Origin of the sequence: Rhizobium sp. SSA_523 (genome assembly GCF_030435705.1) — a bacterium.
Lineage (GTDB): Bacteria > Pseudomonadota > Alphaproteobacteria > Rhizobiales > Rhizobiaceae > Neorhizobium.
The window spans coordinates 162,523-183,132 of the sequence record NZ_CP129381.1; the positions used below are offsets into that span (position 1 = coordinate 162,523).

General features: G+C 62.6%; 17 protein-coding genes. 5 read left to right on the plus strand and 12 right to left on the minus strand.

Annotated elements, in window-relative coordinates:
• Window positions 1-17 precede the first annotated feature (17 nt).
• Genes QTJ18_RS02165 through QTJ18_RS02180 form a run of 4 tightly spaced genes read right to left on the minus strand, consistent with a single transcriptional unit; the run spans window position 18 to window position 3,838 of the window.
• The gene (locus QTJ18_RS02165) at window positions 18-1,025 is read right to left on the minus strand and encodes an ABC transporter ATP-binding protein (RefSeq protein ID WP_252752262.1); all 1,008 of its coding nucleotides are present in this window, start codon (window positions 1,023-1,025) and stop codon (window positions 18-20) included.
• The gene (locus tag QTJ18_RS02170; protein WP_252752261.1) at window positions 1,022-2,008 is read right to left on the minus strand and encodes an ABC transporter ATP-binding protein; all 987 of its coding nucleotides are present in this window, start codon (window positions 2,006-2,008) and stop codon (window positions 1,022-1,024) included. Before QTJ18_RS02170 ends, QTJ18_RS02165 begins: the two co-directional genes overlap by 4 nt.
• An 8-nt stretch (window positions 2,009-2,016) precedes the next feature.
• The gene (locus QTJ18_RS02175) at window positions 2,017-2,853 is read right to left on the minus strand and encodes an ABC transporter permease (RefSeq protein WP_252752260.1); all 837 of its coding nucleotides are present in this window, start codon (window positions 2,851-2,853) and stop codon (window positions 2,017-2,019) included.
• A 4-nt stretch (window positions 2,854-2,857) separates the two neighbouring features.
• Window positions 2,858-3,838 carry an ABC transporter permease gene (locus QTJ18_RS02180; RefSeq protein WP_252752431.1) on the minus strand — a complete coding sequence of 327 codons (981 nt, stop codon included), beginning with the start codon at window positions 3,836-3,838 and terminating at the stop codon, window positions 2,858-2,860.
• 212 nt (window positions 3,839-4,050) lie between these two features.
• Between QTJ18_RS02180 and QTJ18_RS02185 the strand changes: the two genes are divergently transcribed.
• Both QTJ18_RS02185 and QTJ18_RS02190 read left to right on the plus strand, forming a co-directional pair.
• Complete coding sequence (locus QTJ18_RS02185; RefSeq protein ID WP_252752259.1) at window positions 4,051-4,902, plus strand: IclR family transcriptional regulator; 852 nt, start codon at window positions 4,051-4,053, stop codon at window positions 4,900-4,902.
• Window positions 4,903-4,927: 25 nt separating this feature from the next.
• Window positions 4,928-6,277, plus strand: a complete 1,350-nt coding sequence (locus QTJ18_RS02190) for an acetoin dehydrogenase dihydrolipoyllysine-residue acetyltransferase subunit (RefSeq protein ID WP_252752258.1) — start codon at window positions 4,928-4,930, stop codon at window positions 6,275-6,277.
• A 10-nt stretch (window positions 6,278-6,287) separates the two neighbouring features.
• On the opposite strand, the gene QTJ18_RS02195 is transcribed toward QTJ18_RS02190, so the two are convergent.
• A complete protein-coding gene (locus QTJ18_RS02195) occupies window positions 6,288-7,574 on the minus strand; it encodes a four-carbon acid sugar kinase family protein (RefSeq protein WP_252752257.1) in 1,287 nt (428 codons plus the stop codon).
• Window positions 7,575-7,582: 8 nt separating this feature from the next.
• On the minus strand, window positions 7,583-8,722 hold the full coding sequence (locus QTJ18_RS02200; RefSeq protein WP_252752256.1) for an acyl-CoA dehydrogenase family protein: 1,140 nt from the start codon (window positions 8,720-8,722) through the stop codon (window positions 7,583-7,585).
• Window positions 8,723-8,884: 162 nt separating this feature from the next.
• Between QTJ18_RS02200 and QTJ18_RS02205 the strand changes: the two genes are divergently transcribed.
• The 3 genes from QTJ18_RS02205 (at window position 8,885) to QTJ18_RS02215 (ending at window position 13,804) form a co-directional block, all read left to right on the plus strand.
• Window positions 8,885-11,059 carry an alpha-ketoacid dehydrogenase subunit alpha/beta gene (locus QTJ18_RS02205; RefSeq protein ID WP_252752255.1) on the plus strand — a complete coding sequence of 725 codons (2,175 nt, stop codon included), beginning with the start codon at window positions 8,885-8,887 and terminating at the stop codon, window positions 11,057-11,059.
• A gap of 47 nt (window positions 11,060-11,106) precedes the next feature.
• Window positions 11,107-12,708, plus strand: coding sequence for an ABC transporter substrate-binding protein (locus QTJ18_RS02210; protein ID WP_252752254.1), 1,602 nt, complete (start codon window positions 11,107-11,109; stop codon window positions 12,706-12,708).
• 130 nt (window positions 12,709-12,838) lie between these two features.
• Complete coding sequence (locus QTJ18_RS02215) at window positions 12,839-13,804, plus strand: aminotransferase class IV (protein ID WP_252752253.1); 966 nt, start codon at window positions 12,839-12,841, stop codon at window positions 13,802-13,804.
• 37 nt (window positions 13,805-13,841) lie between these two features.
• On the opposite strand, the gene QTJ18_RS02220 is transcribed toward QTJ18_RS02215, so the two are convergent.
• From QTJ18_RS02220 to QTJ18_RS02245, 6 genes are all read right to left on the minus strand, one after another.
• On the minus strand, window positions 13,842-15,146 hold the full coding sequence (locus QTJ18_RS02220) for a hypothetical protein (protein ID WP_252752252.1): 1,305 nt from the start codon (window positions 15,144-15,146) through the stop codon (window positions 13,842-13,844).
• Window positions 15,147-15,226: 80 nt separating this feature from the next.
• On the minus strand, window positions 15,227-16,240 hold the full coding sequence (locus QTJ18_RS02225) for a zinc-dependent alcohol dehydrogenase (protein ID WP_252752251.1): 1,014 nt from the start codon (window positions 16,238-16,240) through the stop codon (window positions 15,227-15,229).
• Between the two features lie 3 nt (window positions 16,241-16,243).
• Window positions 16,244-17,572: a histidinol dehydrogenase gene (hisD, locus tag QTJ18_RS02230; RefSeq protein ID WP_252752250.1), complete on the minus strand. Its 1,329-nt coding sequence runs from the start codon at window positions 17,570-17,572 to the stop codon at window positions 16,244-16,246.
• 48 nt (window positions 17,573-17,620) lie between these two features.
• The gene (locus QTJ18_RS02235; protein ID WP_252752249.1) at window positions 17,621-18,421 is read right to left on the minus strand and encodes an ABC transporter permease; all 801 of its coding nucleotides are present in this window, start codon (window positions 18,419-18,421) and stop codon (window positions 17,621-17,623) included.
• Complete coding sequence (locus QTJ18_RS02240; protein ID WP_252752248.1) at window positions 18,418-19,362, minus strand: ABC transporter permease; 945 nt, start codon at window positions 19,360-19,362, stop codon at window positions 18,418-18,420. Before QTJ18_RS02240 ends, QTJ18_RS02235 begins: the two co-directional genes overlap by 4 nt.
• 124 nt (window positions 19,363-19,486) lie before the next feature.
• Window positions 19,487-20,602, minus strand: a complete 1,116-nt coding sequence (locus QTJ18_RS02245; protein WP_252752247.1) for an ABC transporter substrate-binding protein — start codon at window positions 20,600-20,602, stop codon at window positions 19,487-19,489.
• Window positions 20,603-20,610 lie beyond the last annotated feature (8 nt).

Consider the following 20,610-nt stretch of genomic DNA (forward strand, 5'->3'; position numbering starts at 1 on the left):
GTCCTCCCGGCTCCGCGTCACGCGCGGACCGACAAACCTGTTGTCATCGCAGCTGGAAAATGACAGGCCACCGCATGTCCTTCGCCGTGTTCGGCAAGCGCGGGGGCCTGTTCTGCGCATATGGGCTGGGCAATCGGGCAACGGGTTCTGAACCGGCAGCCGGATGGCGGATTGATCGGGCTCGGCAGATCCCCCTTCAGCACGATGCGCGATCGGGAGCGCTCCAAGCGGGGATTGGCAAGAGGTACGGCAGACATCAGCGCCTGGGTATAGGGATGCATCGGCATGCCGTAGAGTTGGCGCTTGGGCGCGATCTCGACGATCTGCCCGAGATACATGACGGCAACCCGGTGGGAGATATGTTGCACCACCGAGAGATCATGCGCGATGAACAGATAGGCCGTTCCCATCTCGCGCTGGATATCCTTCAAGAGGTTCAGGACACCTGCCTGAACAGAGACGTCCAGCGCCGAGACGGGTTCGTCCAGAACCAGCAGTTCAGGCTTCAGGGCAAGCGCCCGTGCAATCACCACGCGCTGTCGCTGGCCGCCCGAGAGCTCGTGCGGATAACGCTGCGCATGCTCGGGGTTGAGGCGCACGAGATCCAGCATTTCGGCAACCCGTGCCTTGCGGGCCGCCGTGTCGAGATCGCTGATCCGCAAGGGCTCCGCGATATTATCTCCAACCCGCATGCGCGGATGCAGCGAGGCATAGGGATCCTGGAAGACCAGCTGGATCTTGCGCCGCAACTGGCGCATCTCCGCAGCATTGACCTTGTTGATGTCATTGCCGCGAAACAGGGTTTCGCCGCTGCTCGGCTCGATCAAGCGCAGGATGCATCGGCCAAGGGTCGACTTTCCGCAGCCAGATTCGCCTACAAGTCCCAGCGTTTCCCCGGCCTCGACGTCGAAGGAAACGCCGGCCACGGCATTCACTTCGGCAATGATGCGCTCGATCAGCAGGCCACCTTTGACGGCAAAACGCTTGTTGAGGTTGCGAACGGACAGGATCGGTTGCTCGCTCATGCCGCATGTCCTTCCGGGATGGTGGCGAAATGGCAGGAGACGCTATGGCTTGCTCCGCCGCGAGGCAGCGGGGATAGGGCGCGGCATACGGCCTGCGCCTGCGGACAGCGCGGGTGGAAGGCGCAGCCGGCCGGCAATTTGCCGAGCGGCGGCGGCGAGCCTTCGATGGAGAAAAGCCGCTCCTTCTCCTCTGTCATGTCCGGAATCGAGGCGATAAGGCCGCGCGTATAGGGATGATCCGGACGATCGAAAAGATCATCCACGCCAGCCTGCTCGACGATTTCACCGGCATAGACCACGGCGACGCGGTCCGCATGGCCGGCCAGGACGCCGAGATCGTGCGTAATGAGGATCAGGCCGAGGTTCAGCCGCTTGCGCAGGTCGGTCAGCACATCCATGATCTGGGCCTGAACCGTGACGTCAAGCGCGGTGGTCGGCTCATCCGCAATCAACAGGTCGGGATCATTGGCCACTGCCATGGCAATCATCACGCGTTGCCGCATGCCGCCGGAAAATTCGTGTGGAAACTGGTGGATGCGCCGGTCCGGCTGGGGAATGGAGACGAGCGCCAGCAATTCGGCGGCACGATCCATGGCGGCCTTCTTCGACAGGCCCTTGTTGTGCAGGAGCACGGTCTCGGCAATCTGGGCGCCCACGGTCATCACCGGATTGAGCGAGGAGAGAGGGTCCTGGAAGATCATGGAGATGCGCGATCCGCGCAGCTTGCGCAATTCGCCGAGCGGCATGCCGACAAGCTCGCGGCCCTTGTATTTCGCAGAGCCGGTCACCCGGGCGGATTTTGCCTGGAGCCCCAGTGCGGACAACATGCCGACCGATTTGCCGGAACCGGATTCGCCGACGATACCGAGCACTTCCCCATGGTCGACATGCAGGTTGATGCCACGGACAGCCTCGAAATCCTGGCCGTTGCGGTGGAAGGCGACACGAAGATCGCTGACGGAGAAAAGTGGCTCTGGTCGCATGGAGGGCCTCACTTCGATTTCGGGTCGAAATAGTCGTGCAGGCCATCACCAATGAAGTTGAAGCCGAGCACGACGGTCAGGATGGCAAGGCCCGGCCCCAGGGCGACCCACCAGGAATAGAACTGGCTTGCACCATCGGAAATCATCGATCCCCATTCCGGCGTCGGCGGTGTCGCGCCAAGGCCGATGAAGCTGAGCGAGGCCGCCAGCAGGATGACCTGGCCGAGATCCATGGTGGCGCTGATGAGGACAGGCGTCCAACAGAGCGGGACGATGTGCTTCAGGAGAACACGCGGCCGGCTGGCTCCGGCGGCGATTGCCGCCTCCACATGTTCACGCTCGCGGATTTCCAGAACCTGCGCCCGCATCAGGCGGGCATAGACGGGCCACCAGACGATGACCATGGCAATCGTGGCGTTTTCCAGCCCCGGTCCAAGCGATGCGGCCACTGCCATGGCCAGCAACATGGGCGGGAAGGACAGGGTGACATCCACCAGCCGCATGATGGCCGACCCGACAAGCCCGCCGACGAAGCCGGAGATCGCGCCGAGCGTGGCCCCGATCGCAACCGCAATGACGACGACCGTCACGGCTATCGGTAAAGAATGTCGCGCACCATGCAAAGTGCGGGTCAGGACGTCGCGGCCCAGCGCATCGGTGCCCAGCCAATGGGCCCAGCTTGGCGCCTGAAGCCGTCGGCCCACCATGTCGAGAGGGTCGTAGGGTGCCATCAGAGGAGCGAGAAACGTAACGCAGAACCAGAATAGCACGATGATGCAGCCGATCATCAGCGGGATGGAGAGGTAGCGGGCAGAGCGAAATGCGGTCAGTGTGGAGGCAATCATTGGCTTATCCCAACCGGACGCGCGGATTGGCGACGACATAGGCAACGTCCGTTATGAGGTTGGTGAGCAGGAATACCACCCCGCCGACGATGGTGACGCCGATAATGGCCGGAAAGTCGAGGCCGCGTGCCGCATCCACCGCATAGGAGCCCATGCCCGGCCAGGAGAATATGGTTTCGGTCAGGACCGCGCCGGTCAGCAGATAGGCGAAGGAATAGCCGATGACGGTCAGCGTCGGCACCAGCGTATTGCGCAAGGCGTGGCGGACGACCACCCGCAGCTCGCCGGCTCCCTTCGAGCGCGCCGTCAGGATGAAATCGCGATCCAGGACCTCGATCATGTTGGCGCGCACGAGGCGCGAAATGGTGCCGGCCACCGCCCAGCCCAAGACGAAGGCGGGCAGCAGCAGGTGCCAGAGGGCATCGACAAACCGCCGTACATCGCCGGCAAGCAGAGTATCGATCAGCATGAAGCCGGTGACGCGGGGCGGCAAGGCCGCTCTCGCATCCAGCCGGCCCGGCCCCGGCAGAACGCCTAGCTTCACGGAGAAGACGTAGAGCAGTGCCAAGCCAAGCCAGAAGACAGGCACCGAGGACCCGAACAAGGCAAAGAAGCGTGAGAGATGATCGATCGGGCTATTGCGGTAATAGGCGGCGGTAACGCCGAGCAGCAGGCCGATCGTACAGCCGACGATCATGGCCGCGATGACCAGTTCCATGGTGGCCGGCAGACGGTAGAGCACGTCCTGCGCCACCGGACGGCGGGTGATGAAGGATGTCCCCATGTCGCCGGTGGCAAGGTTGCCGACATAGATCAGGTATCGCTCCGGCAGGCTGCGGTCGAGACCCCATTGCGCCTTGGCCGCGGCAACCGCGACAGGATCATTCATCTGCCGGTCTGACAGGATGGCCGATAGCGGATCGCCCTTCGTCACCGTTGTCAGCAGAAAGGCCAGCGTGACTATTCCCAAGAGCAGGAATGGCATGGCGATCAGGCGGTGCAGAATATAACGTGTCACGCGGGGCGCTCCTTCGTGCCGGATATCCCGTCAAGCGCCGCTTCGGCTGAGGGGAATGATGTCATTATTGACAATGGACGAGGCAGACGTCAACATAAATGAAATTATATTCCATTTGTGCCCTGTCATTGCAGCGGAACCGAAGATCGCGTTTTTCCACGGAGGTGAGAGGAAACTGAATGCGCAAACGAAGCAAACCGCTGGATGGCGAAGTGGCGGAAGCCAGCAATCCGGCCGCTTCTCTTACCCGCGGCCTCGAAATCCTGCGGGCCTTCACGGCGGATGATCCGACGCTCGGCAATCAGGATCTGATCGAGCGGACAGGTTTGCCCAAGGCGACGATTTCGCGCCTGACGGCGACGCTGGTGAGCCTCGGCTATCTGCATTATGACCAGATGCTCGGCCGCTACAGCATCGGCCCGGCGACGGTCTCGCTCGGCTATTCGGCCTTGAGTTCCAATCCCGTCATCCACATGGCGCGGCCCCTGATGCAGCAATTGGCCGACAAGACCGGCGCCGCTGTCGCACTTGGGACCCGAGATGGTCTCGAAATGGTGTATCTCGCCAATTGCCGGTCCATGTCGCCGGTCACGCTGCGGCTGAACATCGGCTCGCGCGTGCCCATCTGCCGCACGGCCATGGGGCTCGCTTATCTGGCGGAAATGAAGCCGCAGATCCGGGAGTCCGTTGTCGAGGAACTCCTTCGGCCCGAAAAGGACAAGGCCGCGCTGAGCGCGCTTATCGAGAAATCGATCGCCGATTATCGGCGGCAGGGTTTCGTCAGCGTCTATGGCACCTGGCATAGCTACATCAATGCGGTTGGCGTCGCTTTTCGCCCCACCGACGGCTCGCCGCTCGTTGCGCTGACCTGCGGCGGTATCGTCGACGTCATGCCGGAGGCATTGTGCCAGGAAACGGTCGGGCCGGATCTGGTCGAACTGGCCCGCAGGCTTCGTGCCAATCTGGCCGGCGAGGGCGAGCCTGCACCACCGCTGCCTTATTCTCCCTCGTGGAACACCTCTGCCGAATAGGTTTCAGAACCGCAAAGGACCCGTCATGCCCGTGAACGTGATTTTCCCGAAAGTCAGTCTCGAAATGGCCACGGGCCGCATTTCCCGCTGGCTGGTGCAGGAGGGTGACAATGTGCGGGACGGACAATTGCTGTTCGAGATCGACAATGACAAGGCCGCCGTCGAAGTGGAATCACCGGGCGCGGGTGTGATTCGCAATCTGGTGGCGGAGGGCGAAGAGGTGGATGTCGGCGCAGCAGTCGCCGGAATCTTTGCTACGCATGAAGCCGAAGCTCCGATCATGGCAGAGGGGGCGGCGGCGCAGAGGGCGGAAAAGGTGCTGACGGAGAGGAGTGTGGCCGAAGATGTGCCGGTGCAACCACCTCCCATGCGGGCCGGTGCACGTCGTAACAGGTTGAACGCAACGCCGCTTGCGCGGCGCCTGGCGCGGGAGGGTGAGATCCCGCTGGATGGTCTGGCGGGAACGGGCCCTGGCGGGCGCATCCAGAAGAAGGATGTTCTGGCCGGGCTAGCCAGACAGTCGCCTCTTGTCCCTGCTCCCGCTGCTCCGCACTATGTTTCGGCAGCCTATGATCGGCCGCAAAGGCAGGTCATGCAGGCTCCGGCTCCGCATGCCAGCCTGTATTCCACCTGGCTGCGGAGAGGCACCGGCATGCCCGTCGTCATGCTGCATGGTTTCAGTTCCGATCTCAACACCTGGCGTGGCTTGCTTGCCGCAGGCCGGACAGGCTTCCCGGCCCTGGGGCTCGATCTGGCCGGCCACGGGCAATCGCCGCGCCGTCTCCCTGAAGATCTCGACGATCTGGCCGAATGGGTGGAGGCAACGGTTCAGGATCAGGTCGAGGGTCCGGTCCTGATCTGCGGTCACTCCTTCGGCGGTGCGCTCGCAGTTCGGCTTGCCCGCCGCGCAAGGCTGGATGTTCGTGGTCTGTGCCTGTTCGCGCCTGCCGGCCTCGGGCCGGAAATAAACGCGGATTTCACGCATGGGATCCTCCGCGCCAGGACGGCGGACAGTCTTCGTCCCTGGCTGGAGCTTCTGGTGCATGATCCGGCAAGCATTTCCGATATGGTCGTGAAGGCGGTTGTGGCGCAGCGGCAGGATGAGGAACTGACAGCCGCCATGAGCGGTTTCGCCAACCGCTTCTTTGCCGATGGCACGCAGATCTTCTCCGTGCGACGGGATCTGGCCGCTCTCCCCATGCTTCCGGTCCGCATGATCTTCGGGCGGCAAGATCGGATTCTGCCGTTCCGCTCGACCGGCGGCCTGCCGGATCATGTGGCGCTCAACGCCTTCGATACGTGCGGTCACATGCCGCATCTCGAAAAGCCGGAACTGGCGCTTCGCATTCTCGGCGAGCTTTACCGGAGCCTGTGATGGTGGCGGCTCAGGCCTGGCCGGAGGCGGTGCAGATCTCCTGCGCCTCGCCGGTCTTGCCTGGCGCGATCGCCTGGAGAAGAATGTCGTCCGTGCCGAGTTTTCCGGGTTTCAGGCAAAGCCCGACGGGGTCGGGTCCATCGCTGACACAGAAGCTGAGCCCGGCCGGGCCGCCCGAAACGATACGCACGCTGCCGATGCCGAGCGCGGTGACCACTGCGCCGGAGGTCTCTCCGCCTGACACGACAAAGCGGCGAATGCCCTTGTGATGCAAGGCCCTGGCCACATCACCCAGCAGTTCTTCGGCGCGGCGCGCGGCTCCCAGAGCGCCCAAACGGTCCTGAACCTTTTCCACTGCATCCGCATCCGCGGCGGTGGAGATGGCAAAGGGGCGGGTGCCGACATGCTCCTCTGCCCAGCGCAAAATGGTCTCGATCGGCGGCACTGCCAGCAAATCGAGCCGCAGCACCGGGTGATGTGCCGCAAAGGCGTCCACCTGGCGCATGGCGACCGGACCGGTGCTGCCCACCAGAACGGCCTGGGCAGCCGCGGCCGGAGGTTTAGCCCGGGCGAGTGCGGTATCACCCGCCGCCTCGGCGAGGTTCTGGGCGTAGCGGATGATCAGCGGATCGCTTGCCACCACGACGCAGGGCCGGTCCGCCGCCAGCCTGGCCGCCATTTCGACATCCGCATCATCGGTCATGTCGAAGAAGACATGGCCTGCGCCATCCCGTGCGTGGCGGATCAGTGCCGCCTCTGCCGCCGCGCGTCCCTTTACAAGCGTTGCGTGGTCGACAAGCCCTATCGGGCGTGGCGTTTGCTGCGAGAGAAACCGCACGAGATCGGGGTCCGGCATAGGCGTCAGAGGATCATGGCGCTTGATGGATTCCGTCACCAGCCGGCCACGATAGAAGAGATAGCCCTGATGAACGGTGGTGCCGAATTGCGGAAACCCGGCGCTCATCAAGGCCGGGCGCAAGGACAGGCGATCGGAAAGATAATCGGCGGCCGGGCCGATATTGCCCTCGGAGGTGGAATCGAAGGTGGCGCAGGCCTTGTAGGCCAGCCGCTCGAAACCGGTTTCGATGAACCGATCCGTCACCCTGGCAAGTTCCTGCAAAGCATCCTGAACGGGAACCGTGCGCGTGCGAAGGCCTGCCACCACCACGCGACCGTCCGGCATCGCGGCCGCCGGATCGAAGAGAACGGGGCAGGCGATCCCGGCCTCCTCGATATAGCGCGCCACCATCAGCGCGCCGGTGAAATCATCTGCGAGAATCCCGAGAATGCGCTTCATGATAAGCCTCAGCCGTTCATCATTTCGCGGGCAATAATGATCTGCTGGATCTGCGAGGTGCCCTCATAGAGCCGGAAGAGGCGCACATCGCGGTAGAAATGCTCGACGGCGTAGTCCTGCATGTAGCCGGCACCGCCGTGGATCTGCACGGCACGATCCGCCACACGGCCGACCATTTCCGAGCAGAACAGTTTGGCGCTGGCGGCCTGCTGGATGATGCGGTCGCCCCTGTCGAAACGCCGCGCCGCTTCCATGACCATTGAGCGGCCCGCGAAGGTTTCCGTTGCGCTGTCGGCCAGCATGGCCTGCACCAGTTGGTGCTCGCCGATCGGCTTGCCGAACTGCACCCGGTCGCGCGCAAAGGCAACGGACTCGTCGCACAGCCGCTGGGCCGCCCCGGCGCAGACTGCTGCGATGTGGAGGCGCCCACGATTTAGAACCTTCATGGCCGTCTTGAAGCCCTGACCCTCGATGCCGCCAATCACCGCATCGGCGGGCACCCGGCAATTGTCGAAGATGACATCGCATGTGCGCGTGCCGCGCTGGCCCATCTTCTTGTCGATTGCGCCAAGGCTCAATCCTGGTGATGTCGCAGGCACCAGAAAGGCGGTGACGCCGGCCGGGCCCTCCCCACCGGTGCGGGCCATGACGGTGAAAACATCGGCCACTGGCGCATTGGTGATGTAGCGCTTCGTGCCGTTCAGAATATAGCCGTCGCCGTCCAGAGCGGCAGTGGTTCGCACCGAAGCGGCATCCGAACCGACGTCCGGCTCAGTCAGTGCGAAGGACCCGATCACGTCGCCCCTTGCCATCTTCGGCAACCAGTAGGCCTTCTGGGCAGGCGTGCCATCCACGATGATACCCTGTGAGCCTATGCCGTTGTTGGTGCCGATGACGGAGCGGAAGGCAGGCGAGGCATAGCCTAGCTCCAGCGCGACGGTCACTTCCTCCTCCATCGTCAGGCCCAGTCCGCCGAACTCTTCCGGAATAGACATGCCGAACAGGCCAAGGGCGCGCATCTCATCGATGATCTCTGGCGGGATAGCATTCTCATCTTCCACGCGTGCCTCAGCCGGCAGCAGCCGTTCGCGCACGAAACGCCTGACGGTGTCTGTCAGCGCATCCAGCAGGTCGGGGTCTCTGATCATGCGAACGGGCCTTTCTGGCGTGTCTGCAAATTTTCTGTTGCATCGGACGGGATGCACGGCTTAGTGTGCGTTTAACAGAAATCGGAATTTATTTCCATAAACAAAAATCGGGACCTGGAACGTAAGGCCCGTCATTCCGATGATCAGCCCTGGGAGGAAACCATGGTCCGCCAGATCCCGCTCTCGCCGTCCGCCCAGTGGATACGCCTGGAGTTGGAGGACGCCGACTGGGCGACGGAGGCTGCGCAGGATCTCGTTCACTGGTACGGGCAGATGCTGCTGATCCGGCGGTTTGAGGAAAAGCTGCTGGATCTGGAGAAGGCCGGCCTCATTCACGGGCCTGCCCATGCCAGTATCGGCCAGGAGGCCGGCGCTGTAGGCGCCATGTCCGCTCTCGGCGCAGGCGACAAGATCAATGGCACGCATCGTGCGCATCATCAGGTCTTGTTGAAGCTCCTCAACCCGCAGGTGCCGCAGGATTTCGATATCCGTTCAGATGCATTCACCTCCGGCATGGACGAGGCGATCTACCGTTTCATGGCCGAAATCATGGGCCTTGCGCCCGGCTATTGCGGCGGTCGCGGCGGCTCCATGCATATGCGCTTTGCAGAGGCGGGTGTGGTGGGAACGTCTGCCATTGTCGGAGGCAATCCGCCGCATGCCGTCGGTTACGCGCTGGCCGACAAGATGCTTGGCCGCTCCGCCATTTCGGTGGCGTTCTTCGGGGATGGTGCGGCTCAGAATGGCGCCAGCTATGAGGCGATGAACATTGCCGCCGCTCAGAGCCTGCCGGTGATCTTCTTCATCGAGAACAATCTCTACGGCGTCTCGACCCGGATTTCCGAGGTCACTCGCGAAACCAGGCTTTCCTCCCGCGGCGCCATGCTTGGCATCGCGGCCATCGAAGTCGACGGCATGGATGTGGTTGCCGTTCATCAGGCGATGAAGACGGCGCGCGACATCATCGAAAAGACTGGCGGCCCCGTTGTCATCGAAGCACGATGCTACCGGCATCTGCATCAGTCCGGCAGCCGCAGCGGCAGCGATTTCGGCTATCGCAGCAAGGAAGAAGAGGCCGAATGGCGTAGCCGCGATCCGCTTGCCTTGGCTCGCGCCCGGCTGACGGCGCTGGGGCATCTCTCGCCGGAGGATTTTGACCGCATCGATGAGGTCGTGACGGATAGAGTGGCAGCAGCGGCCGCCCGGCTGACGGAAACCACGCCCGGCGGAAACGCGCTGCGCATTCCCGACCGCCTCTGGCCCGATCCGGCAAGCCGCGACGAAGGTATTCTGGGCGATCTGTCCGAATTGAGCGGCAGGCGGATGCTGGACCATGACCGGCTTGACGGGCGGGAAATGGAAAAGGTGAAATTCGTCCAGGCCGCGTCCGATGTGCTGGCGGCGGCCATGGAGCGCGATCCGACCATCATCGTGATGGGCGAGGACGTTCACCAGATGCGCGGGGGCGTCAGCGGCTTTACCAAGGGCGCGCTCGAGCGTTGGCCGGACCGCGTCCTGCCGATGCCGATTGCTGAAAACGGCTTTACCGGAGTGGCGCTGGGCGCGGCTCTGAACGGGCTGCGTCCGGTGGTGGAGATCATGTTCGGCGATTTCTGCTTCACCGCCGCAGATCAGATCGCCCATGGCGTGGGCAAGGTGCGTCACATGTTCGGCGGCGATTTTCCGGTTCCGCTCGTGATGCGGGTGCGCGTGTCGCCGCATACCGGATACGGATCCCAGCATTCCGGCGATCCGTCATCGCTGTTTGCCCTCTTCCCGGGTTGGCGCATCGTCACACCCTCCACCGCATTCGATTATATCGGTCTCATGAACTCGGCGCTGGCCTGCAATGATCCGGTGGTGGTGATCGAGCATACCGAGCTTTACCAGCGGGACTTCGAGGTGCCGAAGGGTGACCGCGATTACTGCATTCCTTTCGGCAAGGCGCACCCGGTTCGCGCCGGCGAGGCCTGCACCGTGCTTGCCACCTCGGTCATGGTGCAGCACGCCATCAAGGCAGCGGAAGAAACGGGCATCGATGCCGAGATCATCGATCTGCGCAATATCGACCGCCATGGCATGGATTGGGAGTTGATCGGTACCTCCATCGACAAGACCGGACGGGTCATCATCGCCGAGCAGACAGCCCGCAGCCTTTCGATGGGCGGCGCCTGGGCGGGTGAGATTCAGGAACGGTTCTTCGACAGTCTCGACCATGAAATTCTGCACGTGACCGGCGGGCTTGCAGCCCCCACGGTCTCGGCGGTGCTCAATCGCGCGGCGCTGGCGTCGCAGAGCGATGTACGTGAAGCCCTAATGAGAATTGCGGAAACATAGCGGAACGCGGGCATCCGCAGCCCGGACCAAAAACTGGAGGCATGACCATGAAGAAAGCCATTCTTGAGACATCGCAGTTTGCCCTCTTATCCCTTGCGCTTGCGACGACCGCATTCGGGGGTCTGGCGGGCCCGGCCTCGGCGCAGGAGCGGGCGCTGGTGATCGCCCGTGACATGGACGTCAACTCGCTCGATCCGGCGCGCGCCTGGTGCGATACCTGCCAGATCTACAACACATCCGTCTATGAGCAGCTTGTCACGCTCGACAAGGACAACAAGATCGTGCCGCTCCTCGCTTCAAGCTTCGAAGCGAACAAGGAACAGACGAAGTTCACGTTCAAACTGGATCCGGCCGCCAAATTTTCCGACGGATCGGCGGTGGAGGCGAAGGACGTGAAGTGGTCCTTCGAACGTCTGAAGAACATCAAGGGCAATGGTGCCTTCCTCGCCGATCCGATCACATCCATCGAGACGCCGGATGACAAGACCATCATCGTCACCCTATCGGCGCCGAATTCCGAATTCCTCAACCAGGTCTCGGCTGGCTTCCTCGGCATCATCAACAGCGATGTCGCCACCGAAAACGGCGCGCTGGCCGATGCGACGGCCGCCGACAAGGATAAATCGGAGAACTGGTTTCTCACCCAGTCTGCCGGCAGCGGACCCTTTGTTCTTGCATCCTACGAGCCCAATTCGGAACTGCGTCTGAAGCGCAATCCGGCTTACTGGCGCAAGGCACCGGCTGTGCCGGAAATCGTCTTCCGTCAGGTCAAGGATGCCGTGGCGCAGGCACAGATGCTGCAATCGGGATCGGCCGACATCGCCATGCAGATCGATCCTGAGACCGCCAAGACCCTGACCGGCCCGGATGTCGTGGTCGAGCAGGTTCCTTCGTTCAACTTCGTCTATATTGCCCTGTCTCCCGGCGCCAAGGCCAATACAGTGAAGCTCACGCCGGAGGTACGCGAGGCAATCTCCATTGCCATCGATCGCACCTCGCTGATCGACTTCACGCTTGGCGGCGCTGGCCGTCCGCTCGCCTCGCCGGTGCCGCTTGGCTTCCCCGGCGGCGATGGTCATGAGATTCCTGCCTATGACGTGACGAAGGCTAAGGAATTGCTGCAGAAGGCCGGTCATGAAAACGGCTTCACCTTGACGTCGATCTATCCCGACATGAATGTCTATGGCGTGGATTTCTCGCTGATGATGCAGAAAATCCAGCAGGATCTTTCGAAGGTCGGCATCAAGGTCGAGCTCTCGCCGGTGCCCTTTGCCAACTGGCGCGAAGCGGCCAATGGCGACCACATCCCGCTGACCGCAGTGTTCTTCGCGCCCGACTTCTTCGGCACGTCCCAGTATGTCGATGTCTTCGGTCTTTCGTCCGGCTCTGTCTGGGCCAAGCGTGCAGGCGAAGCGACCGACCCTTCCCTGGTGAACACCAAGACCGCGCCTCTGGCCAAACAGGCACTGGCCGCCTCGACGCCGGAGGAAGCCAACAAGCTCTGGTTCCAGGCCGCGCAGGAAATGGCGAAGGATCGCATCATCATTCCGATGGTCAGCCCGAACCTGATCCTGGCGCATTCAAAGGATGTCAAAGGCCTGCGCTACAGCGCTTGCTGCAACCTGCCGCTGGCGGAGCTGTCCAACTGAGCTGAGAGAGGAGGGGGGCTTCGGCCTCCCTCCGGCGACGCAGAGCCAAGTTGACTGCACGTCTCCCGGGCCGCCGCGACACGGGGGCCGTCACCTCCCATTTTATCCGGTCAGAACCAAGGGGCTCGCTATGTCCTATACAGATCATATCTTCAACGCCTATCGCCAACGCGTCGAGGCTCTGCAGGCCAGCAACAATCCGTTTGCCGACGGCATTGCCTATATCGACGGCGATTATGTTCCCTTGAAAGAGGCCCGGATCCCGATCCTGGACCAGGGTTTCCTGCATTCGGACCTCACCTATGACGTGCCGGCGATCTGGGATGGCCGCTTTTTCCGGCTGGACGATCATCTCGACCGGTTTGAGCGCAGCTGCGAGAAATTGCGTCTGAAAAGTCCGCTGCCGCGCTCGGAAATCCGCGACCGCCTTGTCGAAATGACGGCCAGAAGCGGCATCCGCGATGCCTATGTCATGATGATCGTCACGCGCGGTCTGCGCTTCATCCGTCAATACGCCCCGGAAGAGTGCGAAAACGTCTGCTATCTGATGGTCATGCCCTATCTCTGGGTGATGAATGAGGAGACGCAAAAGACCGGCGGCTCGGCCATTATCGCCCGCTCCGTACGGCGCGTCCCGCCCGGTGCCATCGATCCCACCGTCAAGAACCTGCAATGGGGAGATTTCACCCGGGGTTTGCTGGAGGCGCGTGATCGCGGCGCAATGTATCCCATCCTGACCGATGGCGACGCCAATCTTACCGAGGGCTCGGGCTTCAACATCATCCTTGTCAAGGACGGCAAGCTCTACACGCCAAAGCGGGGCGTGCTGGAGGGCGTGACCCGGAAGGCGGTTCTTGCCGCTGCCGAACAGCTTGGCTACCCCTATGTCATCGACGATGTGCCAGTGCAGCTCGCCTATAGCTGCGATGAGCTTCTCTTCGTCACCACGGCAGGCGGCGTGATGCCGATCACCACGCTTGACGGTCAGCCCATCGGCAATGGTGAGGTCGGCCCGATCAGCAAGGCGCTGTGGAAGGGCTATTGGGATGCCCATTACGACCCCGCCGTCAGCTTCGCGATCGAATATCGAGCCTGAAACGGTCGGATCTTCCGGCTCAGCTGATCCTTATCCATCAATCCCGATCGGGATCGATGCCGTCGAAGAAGCGGGACAGGGTGTCATCGGAGCCGACCGGCTCGCTGCCCGCCATGACGGCATTGGAAAAGCCGATCAGCGATGAGACCGGATTGTGCGTGGTCGCGCCGGCTCGAAGGTTCATGACGAGCGTCGGGCAGAGAAACAGGCCGAGGCGTATCACCCGGCGCCAATCGGCAGGCAGCATGCCGCGGGCTTTCAACTCGGCAAGGAGCGGACGCCATATCGCCTCGCCCTTGACGGCCAGCATGTCGCGACGGACTTGGCTCAGGGCATGGTTGCTGGTGATCCGCAGCATGTCGCCATCGAGAACGGCGCTTGCGGTATAGCGCCTTGCGGCCTCCGAGGGGTCATAAAGCCAGAGCGGATGCGCAAGGATATTGTGGAAGGTGGCCTTCACCTCTGCCAGCAAGGCCGGGATGTTTTCCCCGGCGAAGGCGGGATCGAAGAAGGAGAGACGGGCAGCATCGCCGCGCTCTTCGTACCAGACATTGGCATTATGCGCGTCGCCATGGGCTGTGGTTCCGCCTGCATCCGCCAGACGGCCAGGCGTCAACCGGTGATACGCTTCATCGAAAAGGGCACCCAGGCTGTCGCGGTAGTCGATGCCGTTGATCGAAAAGCGAAGTCCCGAGAGCGTCGGCCAATCCAGCCTCAAGTCCAGGCTCGGGCCCGGAAAGTCGAACTGCTGGTCGACATAGAAGTTTTTCAGGCGTCCGCCGGGATAGGTGCCGGCCGGCGGGTCTATCAACCGCTCGTAGAAAAGCCGATGGATCGGCTCTGCGGCAACCTCAGGCGGGGTGACCGGGTGCAGTGTGCTGCGATAGACCGCCAGAATGGTTTCGCTCAGCGCGCGTTCGGCTTGCACGGCCCTTGCGCGGGCGGCAGGATCGTCGTTCAGGTCAAGCGCTAGAAGCACGTCCGCGAAGCGCGGATCGGTGCGCCGGCGATAGACCAGGATCTGCTCGCCCGGCAGAACGGACATCAGCAGCGGCTGGTCGACCGGCAGGCCGGCCCGGGCAAGAATGTCGGCGCGATAATATTCGCCGCTCATTGCCTCTTCGCCCTCCTCCTGGTGAAACTTGAAGAAGAACTGGCCGTCATCGGTCTCGAAGAAACCGTTCAACGAATTCAGGCTGTACTGGTCGTGGTTGATGGCGACATTCCTCGCCTCGATCCTGAAAAGATCGCGAAGCAGGTCGGCAAGCACCCGCTCGGCCGCTCCGTCCTTGGCCTTGGCGATCTTTCGGATTTCCGCCGTGCGGCTCGTAGCCTGGGTCATTGCATGGGTTCCGTATTGGCTCTTCATCGGCCGCTGCCGAGATGGTGGCTGTCGAAGTCGGACAGCGTGGTGACAGGACCCTAATCCGCCACGTCGATAATGGTCTTGAGCGCCTTGCTCTCGCCGCGCAGCAACCGCTCATAGGCTTCGGGCACCATGTCGAGCGATGGCAGAACCTCCATGAACCTTTGCAGTGACGGCGCAAGCTTGGTCAGCAGGCTGACGGCTTCAGGCAGTTCACCGGCGAAGGCATGACAGCCGATCAGCGCGATTTCACGCTCGACGAGGCTATTCGGGTCGAGGTCGAGCCTGCCGTGACTGATGCCGACGAGAGCCAGGCCGCCGCCTCCGGAAAGGAGGTCGAGGGCGCGCCCGATTGCCTGGACACTGCCGGTCGCGTCGAGGCAATAGCGGAGACGGCTGCCGGAAAGCGCTTTTTCAATCTCGTCCTTGTCGAGCGAGACGACCTTGCCGCCGGAAACCTCTGCGACCAGCGCCGCCTTCGCGGCATTCAGGTCAAAGAGCAGCAGCGGGCCATCATGCAGGCGCGACAGGAGGAGGGCACACAGGCCGCCGATCGTCCCGCAACCGATGACCAGGACCGGCTCGCCCGCTGGAAGGGCCAGGCGACGCACGGCATGCAGTGCCACCGCCAGCGGCTCCGCCATGGCGGCGACATGCGGTGAAAGCTCGGGGTCGTGGCGAAGCAGAAGGCGTGCCGGAACCTGAACCGCACCGGCAAAGCCGCCATCGCAGACCTCGCCGACAAAGCCGAGATCTTCGCATACATTGGTGCGGCCGCTCTTGCAGGCCGGGCAGGTGCCGCACCAGACGCGGGAATCGCAGGATACGACATCCCCTATGGCAAGATCGCCGACACCCTCGCCGATTGCCGTGACGCGGCCGCAGAATTCATGGCCGGCGGTCGACGGACGGCGGGTTATCCATTGACCCGTGCGATAATTATGAAGGTCCGAGCCGCAAATGCCTGCGGCCCTCACCTGAAGATTGACGAAGCCGGCGGGTGGCGCCGATGGCGCCGCCACGTCTTCCACCCGCAAATCCTTCGCATCATGAAGCCGCACAGCCTTCATGGATCAGGCATCCTTCTTCAGGTAGGCGTCGCGCACAGGCGAAACGGCAAGCGCGTGCGAGGAAAAGCCCTCATAGATCGCCAGGTTGTGGGCGTGCCTGGCAAATTCCGGATAGGCCGGCGCCGTCACATAGCCGATCGAACTGCGCTTCACGAAATCCGCGACGGAAAGCGGACCGAACGTGCGCGCCCAGCGGCTCGTCGGCAGCACTGCATTCGGTCCCAGGGTGAAGTTGGCGATGCTGACCGGCGTATGGGTCCCCATCAGGATTTCGGCGGCTTCCGTAATATGACCCAGATGAAGGAAGGGCTCTTGCGACAGCAATTCCAGGTGTTCGGGAGCATAGGCGTTGACGAAGTCGTAGCTCTCCTGGATCGAGGAGGTCAGCACGATCCCGCCATTCTTGCCGGTGAGCACGGTCCTTGAAAAATCCACCCGCTGCTCGGTCATCTTGGCCCAGTGCTCGGGGAGAGCGGCGATGGCTTCTTCGACAACCCTGCGGCTATGCGTGACGAGATAGGCGGATGAATCCGGCCCATGCTCGGCCTCGATAAGCAGGTCCAGCGCAGCAAGCCCGCCATGCACCGTGTCATCGGCCAGGATCATCACTTCGGACGGACCGGCGGGCAGGCCGGTGTCGATCACGCCGGACAGCATTCGCTTGGCCGCAACGACCCATGGGCTGCCGGGCCCGACGATCTTCAGTGCCGGCTTCACGGTCTCCGTGCCATAGGCCACCGCCGCAACCGCCTGCGCTCCGCCGACCTTGTAGACGGTTTCCAGGCCTGCAAGCCGTGCGGCAACGAGGGTCGCCGCATCGACGGAGCCATCCGGAGCCGGCGGCGTGACGATGGCGAGGTTGGGAACACCGGCGACGACGGCCGGAACCGAGGTCATCATGGTGACGGATGGAAACGAGCCCTTGCCGCGCGGCACGTAGAGCGCCACCGACTGGATCGGGGTAAACCGGTCGCCGGCGAAGGCGCCAGGCCGGATTTCCTTGAGCCACATGGGTTCAGGCTTCTGTTCCTCGTGGAAATGGCGGATATTGTCGATACCGAAGCGTATGGACTCGATGACGCTCGGATCGACCAGCTTGAAGGCGGCGTCGAACTCGGCTTCGGTGACCTTGAGGTTGCTCTCCGTCACGTCCGCTTTGTCGAAGTCGCGGCCAAAACGGGCCAGCGCCCTGTCGCCTTCGGTGCGCACCGCCTCCAGGATGGGCGCGACCTTTTCGATGAAGGTCGAGATATCGGTTTCCGAGCGGCGCAGGAGCGCGGCCTTCTCATCGGCGTTCAACGTGGAATAGTCGTAGAAAGACACTGATGTCATCGTCTTGTCCTTGATGTCGCCCCGCGATGCGTGCTCCGGGGCCGCGGGTCACTTCGATTTGAGGAAGATGTCGAGACCGACGAGGCGATCGAGCAGCGCGATCGCAATCCCGGCGCAGAGGATGAAGACCACGGAAATCGCCGCCAGGTCCGGCGTTATGATCGAACGGATGGAATTGTAGATCTGCACCGGCAGCGTCACGCTTCGCGCATCCACCAGCAGCAGGCTGACCAGGAACTCGTTGAGCGCCAGGATGAACATCAGCAGCGAGCCGGTGATGACGCCGGGCAGCACGGCCGGCAGCGTGATGTAGAGAAAGCGCTGAAGCGGCGGTGCCCCGCAATTGGCGGCGGCGAGCTCGAGGTCCGGCGAAAGATTGCTGGCGCTCGCCGTCACCGCCCAGATCATGAAAGGCAGGTTGATGACGGAGCAGGCAATGCCGACCGGCCAGAGCTTGCCCGCCACGCCCATCTGGCCGAAGACGAGCATCATGCCGATACCGGAGCCGATCAGCGGGATTGTGAAGGGCAGGAGCAGGTAGATCTGGATCGACCGGGCAAAGCGGACACGGTATTTGGCCAGCGCGATGCCGGCCAGCGTTCCCACGGGGATCGAGACAAGCGTGCAGATCGCTGCGACGATCAGCGAGCGCAGGAAGGCCTGGCGCAGATCCGTCGCCTGGGCAATCTTGCCGTACCATTGCAGTGAGAAACCGTCCGGCGGGAAGGTGATGATATTGCCGGAGGTGAAGGAGGCGCCCAGCACGACGATCGTGGGCGCCGAGAGCATCACCAGCGAGGCTATGACAAAGGTCCAGATGACGATGGATTTGCTGCGGCTTCCGGTCATTCGCGATCGCCTCCCATGGCGAGTGTACCGGCCCCGAAAAGCATGAAGATGATGCCGACCAGGATCGAGCCGACGGCGACCAGCAGCAGCGACAGCGTTGCGCCGAGGCCCTGATCGGAGGTGCGGAAGAACTGGTCGTATATGGCGTTGGCAATGAAATCCTGGGTTCCGCCGCCGAGAATGGCGGGAATGGCGAAATCGGTGAGCGAGAGGGTTACCACCACCAAGCCGGCGCCAACCAGGCCGGGGCGCGAAAGCGGCAGGACAATGTAGCGGAACGTATGCACCCAGCTTGCGCCGAGCGAGGCGGACGCCGCCTCCAATTCGCCGGGAATGGCGGTCAGCGCCGGCGCCAGCATCAGTACCGCAAAAGGCAGCATGTATTGCACGAGGCCGAACAGGACGGCAGGATAATTGTAAAGCAGGCGCATGGGCGACACGCCGACGAGGCCCAGCGCCTCGTTCACCATGCCCTGATTGCCAAGGATGATGAGCCACCCATAGGCGCGCACCACCTGGCCAATGAAGAATGGCAGGAACAGCGCCACCAGCAGGAACTTGCGCAGCGCCGAGGAGGGGGTGCGCACCATGAGATAGGCATAGGGGAAAGCGAGGATCAGCGTGATGATGGTCACGATCAGCGCGCCCATGAGGCTGCGCCCGGCAACGGTCGCGAAGAATTTCTCCGTCAGTGCGCGCTGGTAATTGGCCAGCGTGTAGTTTTCCGACATCAGGAAGGTATTGGTATCCAGCGTTCTAAGACTGGTGTCGCCGATCTGGAGGAGACCAAGCACAAGCAGGCCGACCAGAACGACCGCCGGCAGCAGCATCAGATAGGGCAGGCCTTTCTGGAAGCTGGATGGCCATAAAGCCGCTGCAAGGCGTTCGAGCATATCCATGACGCGCCACGTCCAGGGATATGCGACACGGGAAGCGCGCATGGTCTTCTATCCTCGATCGGTTCCGGCAGAGCCACAACGCTCATTGGCCGGCACCGCTGAAATGCTGTGCCACGAAAGGGTTTGCCCGCCGCCGGATTAGGCTGCGGCGGGCGAGACAGGGCCGTCAGCCCTGCATGATTTCCTTGAACTTGGCGAACCACTGGCTCTCGTTCTCGACCTGGATGCGGGAGGAGATGCGGATCAGGTGTTTGAACTCTTCCTCCGTCGTCGGGTAGGAAGGATCCTTCACCAGGTCGGCCGGCGGGTTGACGCCAGGAATGACGCCGGGCAGGCCGAGCCCGTCGAGCCAGATCTGCTGCGCCTCCTTCGTCAGGGCGTGGTTGATGTATTGCTTGGCCCAGTAGAGTTCGTTCTCCGGCAGGCCCTTCGGAATCCAGAGGCCATCGGTGTCGAACTTGGCGCCTTCTTCCGGAACCACCCAGGCGATGTCGATGCCGTTCTTCTTGGCCTCGCGCGCATTGGTCGAGATGGTGCAGGCAGCGTCGATTTCGCCTTTCTGGAACCAGGTGGTGAAGTCCGGATCTTCGCCGAGCAGCGGCTGCTGCTCCTTGATCTTGGCGATGAAATCCCAGGCCGGCTGCATATTGGCGGGAATGTCTTCCAGCTTGCCGCCACCGGCAACCTGTGCCGGGAAATGGAAGCCGATGCCGTCATTATACAGCGCGATGCGGCCCTTCAGCTTCGGGTCGAGCAGGTCTTTCCAGGATTTCGGCGCACCGTTCGGAAAAGCCGAGGGACGATAGGCGAGCACGTAGACATAGCCGTAGGTGTTGACGATCGGATAGCCATCCAGACCGAGCGGCTTGGCAAGATCGGTGGCATTCTTCAGGTTCGGCAGGTCTGACAAGTCCTCGGTCACACCACGCAGCGCTGATTTGGTGGCATTTGTGGTGGTGTCCCAGTTGATATGGATCGGCGGAACGCGCTTCTGCGCAACGGCTGCCCATACTTTGGGTTGGATCTCATTGTCCTCCGTCAGGTCGTGACGGACCGCGATGCCGGTTGCCTCGGTGAAGCTGTCGGAGACGCCGGCCTTCAGGGCCTCGACCCAACTTCCGCCCCAGGCGCGGACGATGATTTCCGCAGGCTTCTCCGGCTCCTGTGCAAAGGCCCGGCTTACGCCGAGCGTCGACAGTCCGGCCGATGCGCCGGCTGCGGTCAGGGATGCCAGCAGCGTACGACGACGAAGCTGCGCGCTCAGAACTTTATCCTGTGACATGTATCATT

What these genes read in the sequence shown, in the direction of transcription:
- QTJ18_RS02220 (WP_252752252.1), bottom strand. Translation starts at nt 15,146, where the DNA reads ATGACCCAGGCTACGAGCCGCACGGCGGAAATCCGAAAGATCGCCAAG.
- QTJ18_RS02200 (WP_252752256.1), bottom strand. Translation starts at nt 8,722, where the DNA reads ATGATCAGAGACCCCGACCTGCTGGATGCGCTGACAGACACCGTCAGG.
- QTJ18_RS02175 (WP_252752260.1), bottom strand. Translation starts at nt 2,853, where the DNA reads ATGATTGCCTCCACACTGACCGCATTTCGCTCTGCCCGCTACCTCTCC.
- QTJ18_RS02210 (WP_252752254.1), top strand. Translation starts at nt 11,107, where the DNA reads ATGAAGAAAGCCATTCTTGAGACATCGCAGTTTGCCCTCTTATCCCTT.
- QTJ18_RS02185 (WP_252752259.1), top strand. Translation starts at nt 4,051, where the DNA reads ATGCGCAAACGAAGCAAACCGCTGGATGGCGAAGTGGCGGAAGCCAGC.
- QTJ18_RS02170 (WP_252752261.1), bottom strand. Translation starts at nt 2,008, where the DNA reads ATGCGACCAGAGCCACTTTTCTCCGTCAGCGATCTTCGTGTCGCCTTC.
- QTJ18_RS02180 (WP_252752431.1), bottom strand. Translation starts at nt 3,838, where the DNA reads ATGCCATTCCTGCTCTTGGGAATAGTCACGCTGGCCTTTCTGCTGACA.
- QTJ18_RS02215 (WP_252752253.1), top strand. Translation starts at nt 12,839, where the DNA reads ATGTCCTATACAGATCATATCTTCAACGCCTATCGCCAACGCGTCGAG.
- QTJ18_RS02225 (WP_252752251.1), bottom strand. Translation starts at nt 16,240, where the DNA reads ATGAAGGCTGTGCGGCTTCATGATGCGAAGGATTTGCGGGTGGAAGAC.
- hisD (WP_252752250.1), bottom strand. Translation starts at nt 17,572, where the DNA reads ATGACATCAGTGTCTTTCTACGACTATTCCACGTTGAACGCCGATGAG.
- QTJ18_RS02240 (WP_252752248.1), bottom strand. Translation starts at nt 19,362, where the DNA reads ATGCGCGCTTCCCGTGTCGCATATCCCTGGACGTGGCGCGTCATGGAT.
- QTJ18_RS02195 (WP_252752257.1), bottom strand. Translation starts at nt 7,574, where the DNA reads ATGAAGCGCATTCTCGGGATTCTCGCAGATGATTTCACCGGCGCGCTG.
- QTJ18_RS02245 (WP_252752247.1), bottom strand. Translation starts at nt 20,602, where the DNA reads ATGTCACAGGATAAAGTTCTGAGCGCGCAGCTTCGTCGTCGTACGCTG.
- QTJ18_RS02235 (WP_252752249.1), bottom strand. Translation starts at nt 18,421, where the DNA reads ATGACCGGAAGCCGCAGCAAATCCATCGTCATCTGGACCTTTGTCATA.
- QTJ18_RS02205 (WP_252752255.1), top strand. Translation starts at nt 8,885, where the DNA reads ATGGTCCGCCAGATCCCGCTCTCGCCGTCCGCCCAGTGGATACGCCTG.
- QTJ18_RS02165 (WP_252752262.1), bottom strand. Translation starts at nt 1,025, where the DNA reads ATGAGCGAGCAACCGATCCTGTCCGTTCGCAACCTCAACAAGCGTTTT.
- QTJ18_RS02190 (WP_252752258.1), top strand. Translation starts at nt 4,928, where the DNA reads ATGCCCGTGAACGTGATTTTCCCGAAAGTCAGTCTCGAAATGGCCACG.